The 16,878-nt window shown below is 43.1% G+C and carries 14 protein-coding genes and 1 pseudogene; 8 read left to right on the top strand and 7 right to left on the bottom strand.

The window, feature by feature from the left end:
- The first annotated feature begins 103 nt into the window (after window positions 1-103).
- Together gpmI and IEV36_RS17490 are read left to right on the top strand one after the other, a co-directional pair.
- The gene (gene gpmI, locus IEV36_RS17495; RefSeq protein ID WP_005255590.1) at window positions 104-1,648 is read left to right on the top strand and encodes a 2,3-bisphosphoglycerate-independent phosphoglycerate mutase; all 1,545 of its coding nucleotides are present in this window, start codon (window positions 104-106) and stop codon (window positions 1,646-1,648) included.
- Between the two features lie 9 nt (window positions 1,649-1,657).
- Complete coding sequence (locus tag IEV36_RS17490; protein ID WP_005255578.1) at window positions 1,658-2,830, top strand: S41 family peptidase; 1,173 nt, start codon at window positions 1,658-1,660, stop codon at window positions 2,828-2,830.
- A 40-nt stretch (window positions 2,831-2,870) separates the two neighbouring features.
- On the opposite strand, the gene IEV36_RS17485 is transcribed toward IEV36_RS17490, so the two are convergent.
- From IEV36_RS17485 to gacA, 3 genes are read right to left on the bottom strand one after another with little or no spacing between them, the layout of a single operon-like run.
- Window positions 2,871-4,307, bottom strand: coding sequence for a sigma-54-dependent transcriptional regulator (locus tag IEV36_RS17485; RefSeq protein ID WP_004773959.1), 1,437 nt, complete (start codon window positions 4,305-4,307; stop codon window positions 2,871-2,873).
- Window positions 4,308-4,325: 18 nt separating this feature from the next.
- On the bottom strand, window positions 4,326-5,894 hold the full coding sequence (locus tag IEV36_RS17480; protein WP_005255576.1) for a sensor histidine kinase: 1,569 nt from the start codon (window positions 5,892-5,894) through the stop codon (window positions 4,326-4,328).
- A 26-nt stretch (window positions 5,895-5,920) separates the two neighbouring features.
- Window positions 5,921-6,556: a response regulator transcription factor GacA gene (gene gacA, locus IEV36_RS17475; protein WP_004773961.1), complete on the bottom strand. Its 636-nt coding sequence runs from the start codon at window positions 6,554-6,556 to the stop codon at window positions 5,921-5,923.
- Between the two features lie 210 nt (window positions 6,557-6,766).
- Here gacA and pbpG point away from each other — a divergent pair, with 210 nt between their 5' ends.
- Window positions 6,767-7,828: a D-alanyl-D-alanine endopeptidase PBP7/8 gene (gene pbpG / locus IEV36_RS17470; RefSeq protein WP_123773889.1), complete on the top strand. Its 1,062-nt coding sequence runs from the start codon at window positions 6,767-6,769 to the stop codon at window positions 7,826-7,828.
- Between the two features lie 124 nt (window positions 7,829-7,952).
- On the opposite strand, the gene thrC is transcribed toward pbpG, so the two are convergent.
- From thrC to xerD, 4 genes are all read right to left on the bottom strand, one after another.
- A complete protein-coding gene (gene thrC / locus IEV36_RS17465; RefSeq protein WP_004656353.1) occupies window positions 7,953-9,092 on the bottom strand; it encodes a threonine synthase in 1,140 nt (379 codons plus the stop codon).
- A gap of 107 nt (window positions 9,093-9,199) precedes the next feature.
- Window positions 9,200-10,501 (bottom strand): homoserine dehydrogenase, encoded by a 1,302-nt coding sequence (locus tag IEV36_RS17460; protein ID WP_004773963.1) that lies wholly within the window; start codon window positions 10,499-10,501, stop codon window positions 9,200-9,202.
- A 129-nt stretch (window positions 10,502-10,630) separates the two neighbouring features.
- The gene (locus tag IEV36_RS17455; protein WP_005255569.1) at window positions 10,631-11,446 is read right to left on the bottom strand and encodes a DsbC family protein; all 816 of its coding nucleotides are present in this window, start codon (window positions 11,444-11,446) and stop codon (window positions 10,631-10,633) included.
- Between the two features lie 125 nt (window positions 11,447-11,571).
- On the bottom strand, window positions 11,572-12,492 hold the full coding sequence (gene xerD / locus IEV36_RS17450) for a site-specific tyrosine recombinase XerD (RefSeq protein WP_005255566.1): 921 nt from the start codon (window positions 12,490-12,492) through the stop codon (window positions 11,572-11,574).
- 149 nt (window positions 12,493-12,641) lie between these two features.
- On the opposite strand from xerD, the gene IEV36_RS17445 reads away from it, so the two are divergent.
- From IEV36_RS17445 to murD, 5 genes and pseudogenes are all read left to right on the top strand, one after another.
- Window positions 12,642-12,902 (top strand): FeoA family protein, encoded by a 261-nt coding sequence (locus tag IEV36_RS17445; protein WP_004773968.1) that lies wholly within the window; start codon window positions 12,642-12,644, stop codon window positions 12,900-12,902.
- The gene (gene feoB / locus IEV36_RS17440; protein WP_005255564.1) at window positions 12,899-14,752 is read left to right on the top strand and encodes a ferrous iron transporter B; all 1,854 of its coding nucleotides are present in this window, start codon (window positions 12,899-12,901) and stop codon (window positions 14,750-14,752) included. Before IEV36_RS17445 ends, feoB begins: the two co-directional genes overlap by 4 nt.
- Window positions 14,753-14,806: 54 nt before the next feature.
- Entirely contained in the window at window positions 14,807-15,058 is a 252-nt protein-coding gene (locus IEV36_RS17435) for a DUF6587 family protein (RefSeq protein ID WP_004773971.1), read from the top strand.
- A gap of 51 nt (window positions 15,059-15,109) precedes the next feature.
- A pseudogene (locus IEV36_RS18865) lies at window positions 15,110-15,400 on the top strand (hypothetical protein).
- A gap of 114 nt (window positions 15,401-15,514) precedes the next feature.
- The gene (gene murD, locus IEV36_RS17430; RefSeq protein WP_005255560.1) at window positions 15,515-16,867 is read left to right on the top strand and encodes a UDP-N-acetylmuramoyl-L-alanine--D-glutamate ligase; all 1,353 of its coding nucleotides are present in this window, start codon (window positions 15,515-15,517) and stop codon (window positions 16,865-16,867) included.
- Window positions 16,868-16,878: the final 11 nt, after the last annotated feature.

Genomic DNA, 16,878 nt, shown 5'->3' with positions numbered 1-16,878 from the left:
TCTATCATCGGTATTGATGAAAGCCATGAGTGAGGTCATAGAGAAATACCTTAAACTTCGGTAAAATATACCGATCAAATGATCGACAAATAGAGAGTCCATTATGACGGATGCAAATGCTGGCAAAATTCCTCACGTTCTCGTAATCATGGATGGCGTAGGACATCGTGAAGCAGTTGATGACAATGCCTTTCTGGCAGCAAAAACACCCAACCTCACGGCAATGAAAGCAAAGCATCCGAATAGTTTAATTTCTGGCTCAGGTGAAGATGTGGGCCTGCCTGATGGTCAAATGGGCAACTCTGAAGTCGGGCATATGAATCTGGGTGCAGGTCGTGTGTTGTATCAGGACTTCACTCGTATTACCAAAGACATTCGTACGGGTGCTTTTTTTGAGCATGAAGTTCTGGTGGATGCGGTTGAAAAGGCTAAAGCAGCGAATGGCGCCGTGCACGTGATGGGCTTGTTATCAGAAGGCGGTGTTCACTCGCATGAAGATCACATTGTCGCAATGTGCGAACTGGCGTTAAAACGCGGTGCAAAAGTTTATTTACATGCTTTCCTTGATGGTCGTGATACACCGCCACGTAGTGCTCAACCTTCATTAGAAAAACTGGATGCCTTATTTGCACAATATCCAAATCAAGGTCGTATTGTGTCGATGATTGGCCGTTATTTCGCGATGGATCGTGACAATCGTTGGGATCGCGTTGAACAAGCGTATCGTTTAATGACGGAAGGCGAAGCCGTACGTGTCGCCAATTCAGCAGTTGAAGGTTTAGAGCAAGCCTATGCAGCCAATGAAAATGACGAGTTTGTGAAAGCAACACGTATTGGTGACATTGTCAAAGTTCAAGATGGCGATAGCATTGTTTTCATGAACTTCCGTGCCGATCGTGCTCGCGAAATCACCCGCGCTTTTGTGGAAAAAGATTTTGCTGGTTTTGAACGTAAAGTGGTGCTGAATTTATCTAAATTTGTCATGTTGACGCGTTATCAGGCCAGCATTGATGCACCCGTTGCGTATATGCCAGAAGGCCTTAAAAACTCGATTGGTGAATACTTATCTGATTTGGGCAAAACCCAATTGCGTATTGCTGAAACTGAGAAATATGCGCATGTGACTTTCTTCTTCAGCGGCGGTCGTGAAGATGAATATCCTGGTGAAAAGCGTATCTTGATTCCATCACCGAATGTTGCAACTTATGACTTAAAGCCTGAAATGAGCGCTTATGAAGTCACTGATGAGTTAGTCAATGCCATTAATTCAGGTGAGTTTGACCTGTTGGTGGTGAACTATGCCAACGGCGATATGGTCGGACATACAGGTGTGTTTGATGCAGCGGTAAAAGCGGTTGAAACAGTGGATACCTGTTTGGGTCGTGTTTATGATGCCGTGATGGCAAACAAAGGACACATGTTAATTACTGCGGATCATGGTAATGTAGAGCAAATGCAAGACTATGACAGTGGACAGGTTCATACCCAACACACCACTGAACTGGTGCCATTTATTTATGTTGGCCCAACTCAGGCAACGATTGCGGAAGGTGGTGTATTGGCTGATGTGGCACCAACATTACTGCATTTAATGCACATTCCTGTACCGCCAGAAATGCAGGGTAAGAACTTAATTACTTTAAAATAAGGTGAAGCAATGACCCAGCACAACAACATTTACCGAGCCTTATGTGCAAGTTTGTTGATGTGTTGGGGGCATAGTATTTATGCGGCACCGATTACGCATTCATCGGGATGGACGGAAGATGCGCCTCCGACGGCTGAAGTCCCGATTGAATCGATTCAACAATTTGTCCAGATCTACGGTATTGTTAAAGATAACTATGTCGATAAGAAGTCGGACGATGCATTATTTCAGCAGTCAATCAAAGGGTTGGTCAGTGGTTTAGACCGTTATTCCCGTTATCTCTCGGCAGAAGAATATCGTCAACTGATTCAATATACTGAAGGGGATTTGGCCTCTGTCGATTTTAATTTAAATTATGATGCGCATTCTAAATCTTGGCAGATTCAGGACCTAAAAGCAGGTTCTGACTCGAGTAAGCTAGGTTTACGTAATGGACAAGCCATTGTTAAGGTGGACAATCAGGAATTAAAAAATCTCAACAAAGATCAGGTGCAAGGCCTGCTGTATGGTTCAATTGGCAGTACCGTACAGATCCAGCCAGAGAATAATAACAGTACCACCATTCTAGTCAGAAACAAGAAAGTAGAAACCGATATTGAACCTGTTTTAATGCATAATCAGGTACTTGTACTTAAAATTAGAGTTTTCCAGCAAGACACCGCCAATGAAATTAAGCGTTTGATCGAAGAATATAGTTCAGCCAAGCTTAAGGCTGTTGTTCTCGATTTACGTAATAATCCTGGTGGTCTATTGTCTGCTGCAGTTGAGTCAGCGGATTTGTTCCTGAATCAGGGACTGATTGTGACTACGAAAAGCCGTTCGGAAGGCGATCAACAATTTCAGGCTTTACCTTCTTTTGAATTTCAAAACCTGAAACTCGGTATTTTAATTAATAAACGCTCAGCCTCAGCAGCCGAGGTTTTTACCGCAGCTTTGAAAGAACATAAGCGAGCTTGGGTTGTGGGTGAAAATAGTTATGGTAAAGGCGTGGTGCAGAAACTGTTTCCTTTACCGAGCGGCGCTGCCTTGCAAATGACGGTATCGCATTACTACACACCTAATGGCAACATGATTGAAGGGCAAGGGATTCAGCCGAATCAGATTTCACCTTTAGCAGCTGAAATGAAAGAAGATACTTATCTTGAACATGTCACTGATCTGGTGTTAAAAAGCCGATACTAAAAAATAAAGCTCCTTTTTTAAGGAGCTTTATTTTTAAAGATTATTCATCATCTTCGGTATCTAAACCAAACTTTTTCAGGCGATAGCGTAAAGAACGGAAGGTCATTCCCAACTTTTTCGCCGCTAAAGTGCGATTCCAATGCGTCAGATTCAGCGCATTTAGAAGAATTTCTTTTTCGATATTTTCTAAATAGCGTTCTAAACCTTCAGGTGGAAGCTTCTTCGAACTCATTGTTGGGCTAGCAGAATGTTGTGGAGTTTCCACTTCTTCTGGGGTCGTATTGGCAAATGAAGGTGCTGGATGTGCAATTGAGCTGCGTAATGGAGCCGTTTGCAAATGGGCCAGATCAATCGATTCATCATCGCTTAGTGTCATTGCACGTTCGATGATATTGCGCAGTTCACGCACATTTCCCGGGAAATATTGCTGCAATAAGAACTGCTCTGCACGAGAGGAAAGCGTTTTAACCGAGACTTCCCATTCCTGACTAATCTTTTGAATAAAATGATTGGCCAGTAGCAGAATATCCTGACCGCGCTCACGTAATGGCGGCAAGACCAGATCCATGACATGAATACGGAAGAACAGATCTTGTCGGAATCGGCCTTGTTGGACGAGCATTTCAAGATCTTGATGGCTGGCACTAATCACACGGAAATCGACATCAATTTCCTGATCTGAACCGACAGGGCGAATTTTCTTTTCCTGTACAGCACGTAGTAATTTGACCTGCATATTTAAAGGCAATTCAGCAATTTCATCTAGAAATAAACTACCGCCGTGCGCAGAAAGAATTAAGCCTTGCTTATCCTGTGTTGCACCAGTGAAGCTGCCTTTCTTGTGTCCAAATAACTCGCTTTCCATCAATTCAGTTGGAATCGCACCGCAGTTAATGGCAATAAAAGGCCCTTCGCTACGGTTACTTAAACGATGCACCAGATTGGCAACCACTTCTTTACCTGTGCCTGATTCACCTGTAATGAATACAGGCGCCTGTGAGCGCGCAATCTTCTTTAACGCAATACGAAGTTGCTGGATTGGTGCTGAACGTCCAATCAGAAGCTTATTTTCTAAAGCCGTTTCAGCAGCTTCCTGTTCAGGCTGTGGTCGATTCAAAGCTTTCTGGATCAACTGATCCAAATGCATTTGATTCACGGGTTTGCTGACAAAATCAAACGCACCTGCTTTGAGTGCTGCGATTGCAATGTCCATGTTGCCATAGGCCGTTAGAACGGCAATCGGCGTGTTGGGATAGTTTTGGGTCACATGTTTGACCAGATCTAAACCGTTACCATCTGGCAGGTTTAAATCTGTTAAGCATGCATCATACTGGAACTCAGTAAAGAATTTTTTTGCCTGTTCGACACGATAAGCGATATGTGTCTTGATGCCCATGCGCGCAAGCGTCATCTGCATTAAAAGACATAAGTCCTCTTCATCGTCTACGAGCAAGACGAGTGGTTGTTTTGTTGCCATTTCCCCGAAAAACCTAATCTAATCTATGAATTTTGAGCATTCCATCCTGAAACATGCTCCTTGTTGTCGCTCTATATAGGTGAGCTTTGCATGATTCGCCTCACAAAATGTGTGAGACAAGTACAATCCTAAACCAGTTCCTTTAATTTCGGTACTAAAAAATGGTTTGAATAACTGAGAAATATCCCGTTTTGAGACACCCATCCCAAAATCGATGACATCAATGCAGATTCGACCTTCTTTTTCATGCACATCCACTTCGATAAAAGGGGCATCTGTTGCGTTATGGCGTAACGCATTACGGATTAGATTAATCAGTACCTGACGTAATTGTTTTTCATCAAATACGATCACAGTCTGTTCTGCTAGTTTTAGCTGGATCATCTGTTTTGCGTCAGCCAGATCTTCATTCAATAAACTTTCAAAGAACGGGGTGAGCTGGATGGGTTGTGCTTCTGTTGGCCTATTGCGAGCCATCGCCAAAGTATCTTGGACAATGCTATCAATGCGTTTGGCTTGCTTGCTAATCATCCGTGACAGCATTTCTTGCTGATGTGCATCACTGTCTTTTAGGAGTTCATTGGCCTGTACAATTGCGGCCAATGGATTGCGAATTTCATGGGCAATACTGGCAGAAAGTTGTCCCAATGCCGCTAGCTTGAGCTGCTGTACCTGCTGGGTTAATTTTTGTGCGTCTTTTAAGATCAACAAGACCAGTGCCTGCTCGGGCACAATCAAATGTTTGACTCGAACATGAACAGTATACGGGCTTTGTTGCGATTCAAAACTAAACTCTTCGCCGTCCTTTAAATCACTAAACTTAATCAGTTCAAATAGATCTGGCTGCAACTTGATCAATGGTGTTTTTTCAAGAGAAACGGGTAGATAAATACCCAGTAATGTATTTGCTGCCGGATTGGTCAAGACAATATGATTACTTTCATCCAGTACCAAATAACCGTCTTCAATTTGCTCGAGAATATAACGATTAATATTTTGCAGTTGATGAATTTCAATCGATTGATGGAAAGTGAGCGTTTCTAAAATTTTAAAACGTTGGACTGCAATTCGGCCAATGGCATGCACAACAAAAAATAAAAAGGCCAGAAAGACACTGTTGCCGAGATGAGTTAAGTTGATTACATCAAAAAAATCACCTAAAAATCGCTGGTATACCACCATGATGACGGCAAACAGGGTAATGATCAGCGATAGCTGTGAATTTAATAAAATGGCTGAGGAGAAAATAATGATGACATACAGCAAGCTGAGTTGCAGGTTTGGTCCACCGGATGAAAATGTGATTAAACTCAAGCAGATGACATCAATCAGGAAGATAATAATCAGCTGTCTGGACACTTGTACAGGGACTAAGTGTAAGATAAAAAGCTGAATGATATTTAGTGTGATATACGCGATCAGGGTATAAAAATATAAAGCTGGATAAATGTAATTGGCGCTTAATTGCTCAGCGGTCAATAAATAAATCAGCAGCAGACTAACGGCAATAATCAGCCGATAGCCGCTATACCAAACGCCCAGTCGATAGACGGTCTGAGAGACCGATGATGCAATTTTCCCTAACATAGGCGTTGACTATTATTTTAAGAATTTTAAGGTTTAATCAGTCCATAGCGTATCGCAAGATGCGTCAGTTTGACATCACTATCAATCGCCAGTTTTTCAAAAATACGATAGCGATAAGTATTAACCGTCTTCACGCTGACAAATAACTTATCTGCGATTTCCTGTGCGCTGATACAGTTGACCACCATCATTGCCACCTGCATTTCACGTTCTGACAATGCATCAAAAGGGGATTGCTGAGTATCAGAAAGATAGGAGCTGGCCAGTTGCTCGGCAATATCTGCACTGAAATACTTGCCGCCTTGCATGACTTTATTAATCGCACGAACCATTTCGGAAATTGGCGCACCTTTGGTGATATAGCCTTTTGCACCTGCTTTGAGTAAAAGGGATGGGTAGGGCTCTTCCGCCAGACCGCTGACAGCAATGACCTTGGTTTCAGGTGCACTCTGCAATAAACGTCGCGTTGTCTCAACTCCACCAATGCCAGGCATATTCACGTCTAGCAATACCACTTGGGGATGTTTCTGGCGAACCAGCGCAATCGCTTCTTCTCCAGACTCAGCTTGTCCGATCACCTCAACATCGGGGTGGTCTTCCAGCATACGGCAAATCCCTGTGCGCACGAGTTCATGATCATCAACAACGAGAACAGTGATCAAGAAGACCTCCTTTTTTCAAAAACACTGGTTTTTTGTTACATAAAGCAAAATTAGCTTGCAATGAAACGACAAAATTAGCAATCCTATTCTTCGTTTCTAGCGAATAGTTGTACACAATTGTGTCTACAAAAGCTTTACCCGATTTGTTCAAATGTAAGGCATAATGGTGGTAAGCGCAAATGTGCAGCGTCCTGAGTTGAGTATTGTGTCGTGAAAAATTCTAAAAAATCTATCATGCATGTTCTAAGCATGTCTATCTTGTTGGCGTGGAGTTCAACAAGTTTTGCTGAACTGGTTGTGAATAACAATCCAGCTTCTTCGCGTGCGAGTGGTTCAGCAACATTAAACTGGTCTGCAAGTGATGCGAGCCAGTTAATGGAAGATGATGAACCCTTAGAGATTGGCCCTCAAGGTTCAACCTCTGTGACCACAACAGTGCGTAACAGTGGTTCAGCATCCATTACATCAAGTGCACCTCAGCAGTCGACACAGATTCGCGATACGTTTGGCTATAGCAGCCAGCCGTCAGTGAATGCACGTGCTGCTCTGGTCATGGATGCACAAACAGGTGAGGTGTTGTACAGCAAAAACAGTAACATGTCGGTTCCGATTGCTTCAATTACCAAATTGATGACGGCCGTAGTGACTGCTGATGCGCGCTTAAACATGTCAGAAGAAATTACCCTTGAGTCAATTGATTTTGCGGGTGCGGGTGGTAAAAACTCAAGCTCAACTTTACGTGCTGGCGATAAGATGAATCGCGCAGAAGCATTGTTATTTGCCTTGATGAAGTCTGAAAATCCAGCGGCAGCTGCATTGGCGCGTACTTATCCAGGTGGTCGTCCTGCATTTATTGCAGCGATGAATGCCAAAGCGAGGCAATTGGGCATGACTTCGACACGTTATGCTGAGTCAACAGGACTTGATCCACATAATGTCTCTTCTGCACGTGACTTAGGAATTTTAGTTAGTACTGCTTCACAATACGGTCTTATCCGTCAATTCTCAACCACACCAACCTATGACTTTAATCTAGGCTACCGTGTACTCAAGTCAAACAATACCAATGCTTTAGTCCGTAACGGCGGCTGGAACATTAACCTGTCAAAAACAGGTTATATCAATGAAGCTGGTCGTTGTGTCGTAATGCATACGACTGTGAATTCACGTCCAGCGGTTGTGGTGTTATTGGGTGCGCCAAGTTCGCAAGCACGTAATAGTGACGCAACCAATTTATTAAGCTGGTTAAGCACTTTGCCAAAACGTGTTTAATCCCGCTTGATGTAAAAACGCTTCATGATGAAGCGTTTTTTTATCGTTAAAAATTAGTGATCTTGAGTGAACGCATAAAAAAACCAGTTGCAGGCAACTGGTTTTTTTATTTCAGAATTTATTCTTACATATTTGAAAGAATCGAGTCTTTAACCTGATCCATTGTTGCATCAATTGACAACATCACTGCATCGGCACATTGCTTGATTGCAGTATCTGGATCTTTTAAGCCGTTACCTGTCACGGTACATACAATCACAGAACCTTCAGCAATTTTACCTGCCTTGATGTCACGGATTGCACCGCCAATTGAAGCGGCAGAAGCAGGTTCTACAAATACGCCTTCGTACATTGAAAGTAAGCGCTGTGCTTCCAAGATTTCGCTGTCTTGAAGCTCATCGAACCAGCCTTTAGAGTCACGTACTACTGCTTTAGCATGGTTCCAGCTCTGTGGATTACCGATACGGATTGCAGTTGCAACTGTTTCAGGATTTTCAACAGGTGCACCACGTAAGAATGGTGCAGCGCCAGAAGCTTGGTAACCAACCATGGTTGGTAGGCCTTCTGGTTTAGGACCTGTGAACTGATCTGTAGCCGCATCATAAATGACTTGTTCGAACTGATCCGCAGGTTGGTTTGCTACAGCTTCGGTATAACCCATCCAGTGTGCGGTGATGTTACCCGCGTTACCGACAGGCAAGCAGTGGTAATCAGGTGCACGACCCAATGCTTCTACGATTTCATAAGCAATGGTTTTTTGACCTTGCAAACGATACGGGTTGATCGAGTTTACAATCGTGACAGGTGCCTGATCAGCAACTTCTTTGACCAAACGCATACCATCGTCGAAGTTACCACGGATTTGCATGGTGATCGCGCCGTACATCATTGCCTGCGCCATTTTACCCATCGCAATTTTGCCTTCAGGGATCAAGACGAATGCTTTGATACCTGCACGAGCTGCATAGGCTGCCGCGGCTGCTGAAGTATTGCCTGTAGATGCACAGATAATCGCTTTAGAGCCTTCTTCAACTGCTTTGGTCACCGCCATGGTCATACCACGGTCTTTAAAAGAACCGGTTGGGTTCAGACCTTCGTATTTCACATAGATTTCGACGTTTTTGCCAATAATACGTGGAATGTTCTCTAGTTTAATCAGTGGAGTATTACCTTCACCTAAAGAAATTGCGCGTGTAGTTGCAGACACAGGTAAACGGTCACGATAACGATCTACAAGACCAGTATAACGATTGGCATTCGACATGATGGTGTTCCAATATAAGGTAGAGAAAAAATCCCGCTCAACAAGCTCCCTTTCAAAAGAGAGCAGTTCCATTCTTGAATGAAGAAGGGTGAGAGGATTTAAACTGATTAACTATCGAGCGATTCTAAACGAATTCTCACGATTTCGCCACGAATTGCAGGTAATGCTTGAATTTGTGCAAGCGCTTCGTCCATTTTAGATTCAACGATCGGATCTGTTAAAATCACGATTGGAATCAGGTCTTTTAAGCGTGATTGCTGCATGATGGCATCAATACTGATGCCTGCACGGCTAAGAATAGTAGTTACATCTGCCAATACACCTGTTTGGTCTTCAGCATTAAGGCGAATGTAATAACCCGTGGTCATTTCTTCGCGGCTGAGGATTGGCACATTGGTGAGTGCTTCAAAGGCAAGTTGAGGAATTGTTCCTGCGCCATCTTCGGTATACGAAATATCACGTACGATATCAATCACGTCAGCAACGACAGCAGAGGCGGTTGGGCCTGCACCTGCACCTGCGCCGTAGTATAGCGTTGGGCCAACGGCATTGGCTTGAACCAAGACGGCATTCTTAACGCCATTGACATTGGCAATCAATTCTTCCGCAGGAATCAGGGTTGGGTGTACACGTAGCTCAATGCCTTTGTCAGCGCGACGTGCAATACCTAAGTGCTTGATACGGAAACCAAGTTCTTCTGCATATTTTACATCTTGAGCTGTGATTTTGCTGATGCCTTCGGTATAGACCTTATTGAACTGTAAAGGAATACCAAATGCACATGAAGCCAAAATGGTGAGTTTGTGTGCAGCATCAATGCCTTCAACATCAAAGGTAGGATCAGCTTCAGCATAACCAAGTTCTTGCGCTTCTTTTAACACATCTTCAAAGGCACGACCTTTTTCACGCATTTCAGTCAGAATGAAGTTGCCTGTACCGTTAATGATGCCAGCAAGCCATTCGATATGGTTGGCTGCAAGACCTTCACGGATGACTTTAATGATAGGGATACCACCAGCAACTGCTGCTTCATAAGCAATCTGCACAGCGTTGTCTTCTGCTGCCTTAAATAGCTCATTACCATGTTCAGCAAGTAACGCTTTGTTAGCAGTCACAACCTGTTTGCCATGTTTAATGGCTTCCATGATGACTTCATAAGCAGGATGAATACCACCCATGACTTCGACCACTACATCAACATCAGGTTGACGTACGATCTCCATCAAGTCATCACTTTGTTTGATCCCTTCGAGTTGTAAATCTGGACGTGGACGGCGTGTGCCTACGTGTGTAATTTGAATTTCTCGACCGGTACGGCGTTTAATTTCCGCAGCATTTTCTTGTAGTAATTTAAGGGCTCCACCACCTACAGTACCAAGACCGAGTATCGCCAGACGAACTGGTTTCACGTCACACTCCATTATATTCAATCATTTTAATGAAGCTTGATCATAGCTAAAAAAATGCAGAGACACTAGGGCTAAGATCATCTTTAATCTGTCACCCGAGTCTTTGTGATTTTGAAAAGGATTTTTAGCTTATTTGTTTAAGCGTTGAACAATTTCTTCAGGTGTCATATAGCCACCTAAATATTCACCTTCAACGTTATAAATCGCTGGTGTGCCATTTACGCCCATGTTTAGACCCAATTGGTATTGATCACGAACTGGATTCTTACATTCTGCTGCATTTACAGCTACACCTTGAGTTGCTTGCTCAAATGCCGCCTTACGATCTTTGCTACACCAGATTGCCTGCATGGTTGGCATGAATTGTTCGCCACGTGGCCATGCGATATAACGCACTTCAATTCCTTTGGCATTAATTTCAGCCAAGTGTTCATGCAGTTTATGGCAATACGGACAGCTTGAATCGGTGAACACATAAATCACGTGCTTGGCTTTACCCCCTTGTGCCGGGTAAACGATCAAGTCTTCAGTTTTGAGTGAAGCTAAATGCTTTTTATTTTCGGTTGCTTGTAATGCATCGCTCACATTATGCAGTTGTTTGTCACCTAAACGCACCACATCACCTTGAATAATGTACTGGCCATCAGCAGTTGCATAGACTGAGCCCATCCCTTCCAGACTTACCCAGAACAGGTTAGGTACTTCAGTTTTTTTGACGGCAAGAATTTTGGCATTGATGTTGGCTGTCTTGAAATGTTTTTCTAATGTAGACACTAAACGCTGCTGTGCATTGCGTTCATTTAAGGTTGAAGCTTCACCTGTCGCAGGTGCACTTGCTGTGAGTGCATCTTGTTTTTGTGCTGAATTTTCTTTTGAGCAAGCACTGACTAATAATGTTGATGCTAATGTACAAGCAATTACAAGCTGAGACCGAGTAAACAACATATAGGACCTTTTTGTACGTATTTAAGGGCTTTAGCATAACAAAAAAAATGAATCACTTCGTTAAATCTTGCTGATGCTGTGTGAACGGAATCAAGTTTTAGCCTGATCCAAGACAGAAGGTCGTTTTAACCCCGTGGATGGTATTTACCATGTAACTCTTGCATACGGTGCTGCGCCACATGGGTATAAATTTGCGTGGTGGAAAGATCGCTATGACCCAGTAACATCTGTACCACACGTAAATCTGCCCCATGATTGAGTAAATGAGTTGCAAAGGCATGGCGTAAGGTGTGTGGTGATAACTCGGCTTGAATATTGGCCTGTAAGGCATAACGTTTAATTGCGTACCAGAAATTCTGACGACTCATGATGCCGCCGTGCTGAGTCAGAAATAAATAATCGGTACTGCTTTTATACAGTTGCGGGCGCGATTCCATCAAATATTTTTCAATCCAGTCACAGGCAAATTGACCCAGAGGAACCAGACGTTCTTTATTCCCTTTACCTGTAATCCGTAAGTAGCCTTGTTTTAAATTGATCAGTTCAAGTTTCAGGTTAAGTAATTCTGATACGCGTAATCCACAGGCATACAGCACTTCGAACATGGCACGATCGCGTAGACCGAGTGCAGTGTTGGTATCAGGAGCATTAATTAATGCTTCAACATCTTGCTCAGACAAATCTTTGGGTAAGGCCCGACCAATTTTAGGAGAATGATATGTCGCAACGGGATTATCGTCCCTGAGTTTTTGTTCTCGTAAAAATTTATAAAATTGTCTTAAGGCAGAAAGGCAGCGTGCAATGGAGCGGGGACTTTTACCAGCTTTGGTCAGGGCAATCAGTACATCTGCTATATCGTCACTGGACCATTCTGGTAAGGCTGTTTTTTGATGTAATTCACTACATTGGATCAGGTCAGATAAATAAGCATTACGGGTATGTGGGCTCACCGTTTGAGCAACTAAATAATCACGAAAGCCCTGTAAAAATCCGAGATGTTCTGGAATATTAACGGCTGTAGGAATTCGCGGTTTTTTATTTAACATAATGGAGTTACTGAACTTTCTTGTTTGCACTGTAAAAGAAAAATGAATTGTTGTCGATCTGTCAAAAGCGTAAATGCCATTGAGATTGTTTTTGGTAATTATTCTCATTTGCTTGTATACTATAATAAAGAGAGTAAAGGGTTAGAGCGGTGCGATTGTCAGCATTAAAAGTCAAGCAAGTAGCGGTGATCACGAAAGTGAATCGCTTGGTCGATGAGACAGAACAGCCAGATTTAGTTGCGGTTCGTTTAGAAAGTTTAGGCTTTGTGCCTGGTACACAAGTGCAAGTGATTACCAAAGGTATTTTTGGTGGTGATCCGATTCTAATCCAGCTCGGTTTTACGCGTTTTGCGTTACGAAAAGCGGAAGCTGATAAAATTGAAATTCAACTTGAAGGAGCACCTGCATGAGTGATGCGTTACGTGTTGCCCTTGTGGGAAATCCAAACTGCGGTAAGACATCTTTATTTAACCATTTAACTGGAACACGCCAAAAAGTTGCCAACTATGCGGGTGTGACAGTTGAACGTAAAGTTGGACATTTTCAGCTTCCTTCTGGAAAATCCGTGCGTGTGCTGGATTTGCCTGGGACCTATAGCTTACAAGCTACGAGTCCAGATGAAGAAATTACCCGTGATGTTTGTCAGGGCAAAATTGCTGAAGAAGGTCAGCAAGATGCTTTCTTGTGTGTGGTGGATGCGACGAACTTAAAACTACATTTGGGTCTCGTGCTTGAAGTGATTGAGTTGGGTCGTCCGATCCTCGTTGTGTTAAACATGATGGATGAAGCGCGTCGTCGTGGTATCCAGATCAATACACAAAAGCTTTCTGAGCGTTTAGGTGTTCCTGTTGTTGAAACCGTCGCGGTGCGTAACTCAGGTATCGAAAACCTGTTACATGCCTTGGATCAGGAAAAATATGCTGTTCCGAAGACTGAGCTAAGTGGTTTGACCGGTAATCACCATCAAAAAATTGAAGTTATTTTCAAAGATGTGGTGAACTTTGCTGATCAGGAAGACAAACGTACTGATTTCCTCGATAAAATTTTCTTACATCCTGTTCTCGGGTTACTTAGCCTTGCAATCATGATGTTTATCGTCTTCCAGGCAGTGTTTGCTTGGGCGGCACCGTTTATGGATGGAATTGAAGAGTTCTTTGCATGGTTCGGTGAAGCATTAGGCGAGCATATCTCTCAGCCTTTGCTACATAGTTTGGTGGTTGACGGGATTATTGCGGGTGCGGGTAGTGTGGTTGTGTTCTTGCCACAAATCTTGATTTTATTCTTCTTTATTTTGGTTTTAGAAGAATCTGGTTATTTACCTCGTGCAGCGTTTTTACTTGATAAATTGATGTTTAAAGCAGGCCTAAGTGGTCGTGCCTTTATTCCATTACTTTCAAGCTTTGCCTGTGCGGTACCCGGCATCATGGCCACCCGTAGTATCAGTGATCCACGTGATCGCTTTACCACGATTATGGTTGCACCATTGATGACCTGTTCTGCACGTTTGCCTGTCTATGCTTTATTGATTGCAGCTTTTATTCCAAGTCAAACGGTATGGGGCATTTTCAACCTGCAAGGCCTCGTATTATTCGGTTTGTACATGTCTGGTATTGTCAGTGCGCTCTGTGTGGCAATCGTGATGAAATTTTTGCAGAAAGATAAATCACAACATGCGCTTTTACTTGAATTGCCAAGCTACCGTATTCCGGATATTAGAAGTGTTGGGATTGGCTTGCTGGATCGCGGTAAGATATTTTTAAAACGTGTAGGTGGCATTATCTTTGCCCTATCGATTTTACTTTGGTTCTTATGTACTTTCCCGCAAGCGCCAGACGGGGCAACTTTACCTGACATCGATTATAGTTTTGCAGGGATGTTGGGTCATTTGCTCCAGCCAATCTTTGCACCTGTTGGTTTTAACTGGCAAATCGTGGTTGCGTTAATACCTGCAATGGCTGCGCGTGAAGTCGTAGTTGCGGCTTTGGGTACGGTTTATGCTTTATCAGGTGCGGATGATGATGCAATTGCACAAGGTCTTTCGCATTTAATCAGTGCTGATGGTTCTGGCTGGTCATTGGCAACAGGGTTGTCTTTATTGGTGTGGTTCATTTATGCCCCACATTGTTTAGCGACCTTGGCAACTGTACGCCGTGAAACGGGTTCATGGAAACATGTATCGATAATGACTGCCTACCTGTTTGGTCTGGCGTATTTAATGTCTTTCTTTACCTACCAGATTGCATCGCGCATCTGGGGTTAAGAAATCCTACTCAACCTCCCTTGAAAAAGGGAGGGAATCACTGGAGAGACGCTTATGTTTGAGTACTTGATTGTTGCTGTATTGGTGCTGTGGAGTGCTGTTGTGGTCTTTAAGAAGGTATTTCCTCAAACAGCGGGTTCAGCATTTTTAGCCTTATCCAATGCATGTCAGCGTTTGGGTTGGCAGCGTTTGGCGGTATGGTTAAAACCTAAAATGGTTGCTGGTTGTGGTGGAAGCTGTGGCTGTTCAACCGATGAGGCTGAAAGCAAAAAAACAGAATCCGTCCAAACTGTGAAATGGCGTTGATAAAACTCAAAATGCCCATCGTAAGATGGGTATTTTTTTGGAACAAGAAAAATGAATCAGACTCAGATTAATAAAAAACAATCATTAAGCTCTAAACATAAATTGATTTTATTGGGCTTTATCCTAGTGATGACCTTCCTTTATCTTTCGGCTTTGTCTAAAGGTCTGAATATTTATAAAGAAACCTTCTCTTGGCTTATTTCATGTTTAATCTTGATTTACCTATGGCTAAGACCCGAATTAATTGAACTTAAATTTAAGCAATAGGCATTTAAATCTATAGATTGGCTAGGTGCTGTGATCTTAACTTTATTGGGGATTAGTCTTTTTATACCGGTTTAAGCTTTTACGCACTGACACAAAAAAGATTGAATAAAACCAAAACTGAAAAAGCATTTAAAACAGTAAAGTGCTAACATTTTTGCCATTCTGTGATCTGCAAAAAATGGGGCAAAAATGTTAATACAGCGCGGTGGATTAAAAGTTGTAGCTGGCTTGGGAATTTCCGGTGTATCCGCGGTCAATTTTTTACATGAACAGGGCTACCAAGTTGCAGTAACAGACTCGCGCGCAACCCCGCCAGGACATGACCAGATTCCAGCAGGTGTGCGTACCAGTTTTGGTCAACTGGACACGGATCTTTTATTACAAGCAGAAGAAATTATTCTCAGTCCAGGGCTGGCACCTCAACTTCCAGAAATTCAACAAGCGATTGAAAAAGGCATTCCAGTCGTCGGTGATATTCAGTTATTGCGCCGTGCCACAGAAGTGCCGATTGTTGCGATTACAGGATCAAATGCGAAAAGTACAGTCACGACCTTAATTGGATTGATGGCAGAGGATGCAGGCAAAAAAGTTGCTGTAGGTGGCAATCTGGGCCGTCCCGCATTGGATTTATTAAAAGATCAACCTGAATTAATTATTTTAGAACTGTCGAGCTTCCAGCTTGAAACGACATCACACTTGAATGCTGAAGTTGCTGTGGTGTTGAATATGAGCGAAGATCATCTAGATCGTCATGGTGATATGCTAGGTTATCACAAGGCCAAACATCGCATTTTCCAAGGCGTGAAAAAAGTCGTTTATAACCGTGATGATAATCTGAGCCGTCCTCTAGTGCCTGATGTGACACCGATGCAGAGCTTTGGCTTGAATGCACCTGATTTGAATCAATACGGTGTGTTACGTGATGCAGATGGCAGCATGTGGCTGGCACGTGGCAGAGAGCGTTTGCTGAAAACTTCCGAGATGTACATTCAGGGCATGCATAACGTTGCCAATGCGTTGGCGTGTTTGGCGTTGGGTGAAGCCGTTGGTTTACCTATGGCATCGATGCTGGAGACGTTAAAGCATTTTAAAGGTCTTGAACATCGTTGTGAGTACGTTCAATCCATTGATGGTGTTCGTTATTATAATGATTCGAAAGGAACCAATGTCGGTGCAACACTGGCTGCGATTGATGGTCTGGGTGCTGCAATTGAAGTGAATAATGGCAAACTGGCTTTGATCCTTGGTGGTCAAGGTAAAGGTCAGGACTTCAAACCATTACGTGATGCGATTCAAAAATATGTGAAATCAGTGATTCTCATTGGTGAAGATGCTGCGGTGATTGAGCAGGCAATTCAAGGTACAACAGTGATCCAGCATGCAGCTAGCCTGAAGGACGCCGTTGCAATGGCACAAAAAGTGACTCAGGCGGAAGATGTGGTATTACTTTCACCTGCTTGTGCGAGCTTTGATATGTTTAAAAGCTACAATGATCGTGGACATCAATTCGTGGCATGTGTAAATGCCTTGAATGAAAAATAAGAACTAGGAAC

Origin of the sequence: Acinetobacter vivianii (assembly GCF_014635885.1) — a bacterium.
In the GTDB taxonomy this organism is placed as follows: domain Bacteria; phylum Pseudomonadota; class Gammaproteobacteria; order Pseudomonadales; family Moraxellaceae; genus Acinetobacter; species Acinetobacter vivianii.
This window is presented reverse-complemented; position numbering and strand designations above follow the sequence as displayed.

Excerpts from the sequence above, each read along its gene's own strand:
- gpmI (WP_005255590.1), top strand. The coding sequence starts at position 104 with ATGACGGATGCAAATGCTGGCAAAATTCCTCACGTTCTCGTAATCATG.
- IEV36_RS17490 (WP_005255578.1), top strand. The coding sequence starts at position 1,658 with ATGACCCAGCACAACAACATTTACCGAGCCTTATGTGCAAGTTTGTTG.
- IEV36_RS17485 (WP_004773959.1), bottom strand. The coding sequence starts at position 4,307 with ATGGCAACAAAACAACCACTCGTCTTGCTCGTAGACGATGAAGAGGAC.
- IEV36_RS17480 (WP_005255576.1), bottom strand. The coding sequence starts at position 5,894 with ATGTTAGGGAAAATTGCATCATCGGTCTCTCAGACCGTCTATCGACTG.
- thrC (WP_004656353.1), bottom strand. The coding sequence starts at position 9,092 with ATGTCGAATGCCAATCGTTATACTGGTCTTGTAGATCGTTATCGTGAC.
- IEV36_RS17455 (WP_005255569.1), bottom strand. The coding sequence starts at position 11,446 with ATGTTGTTTACTCGGTCTCAGCTTGTAATTGCTTGTACATTAGCATCA.
- xerD (WP_005255566.1), bottom strand. The coding sequence starts at position 12,492 with ATGTTAAATAAAAAACCGCGAATTCCTACAGCCGTTAATATTCCAGAA.
- feoB (WP_005255564.1), top strand. The coding sequence starts at position 12,899 with ATGAGTGATGCGTTACGTGTTGCCCTTGTGGGAAATCCAAACTGCGGT.
- IEV36_RS17435 (WP_004773971.1), top strand. The coding sequence starts at position 14,807 with ATGTTTGAGTACTTGATTGTTGCTGTATTGGTGCTGTGGAGTGCTGTT.
- murD (WP_005255560.1), top strand. The coding sequence starts at position 15,515 with ATGTTAATACAGCGCGGTGGATTAAAAGTTGTAGCTGGCTTGGGAATT.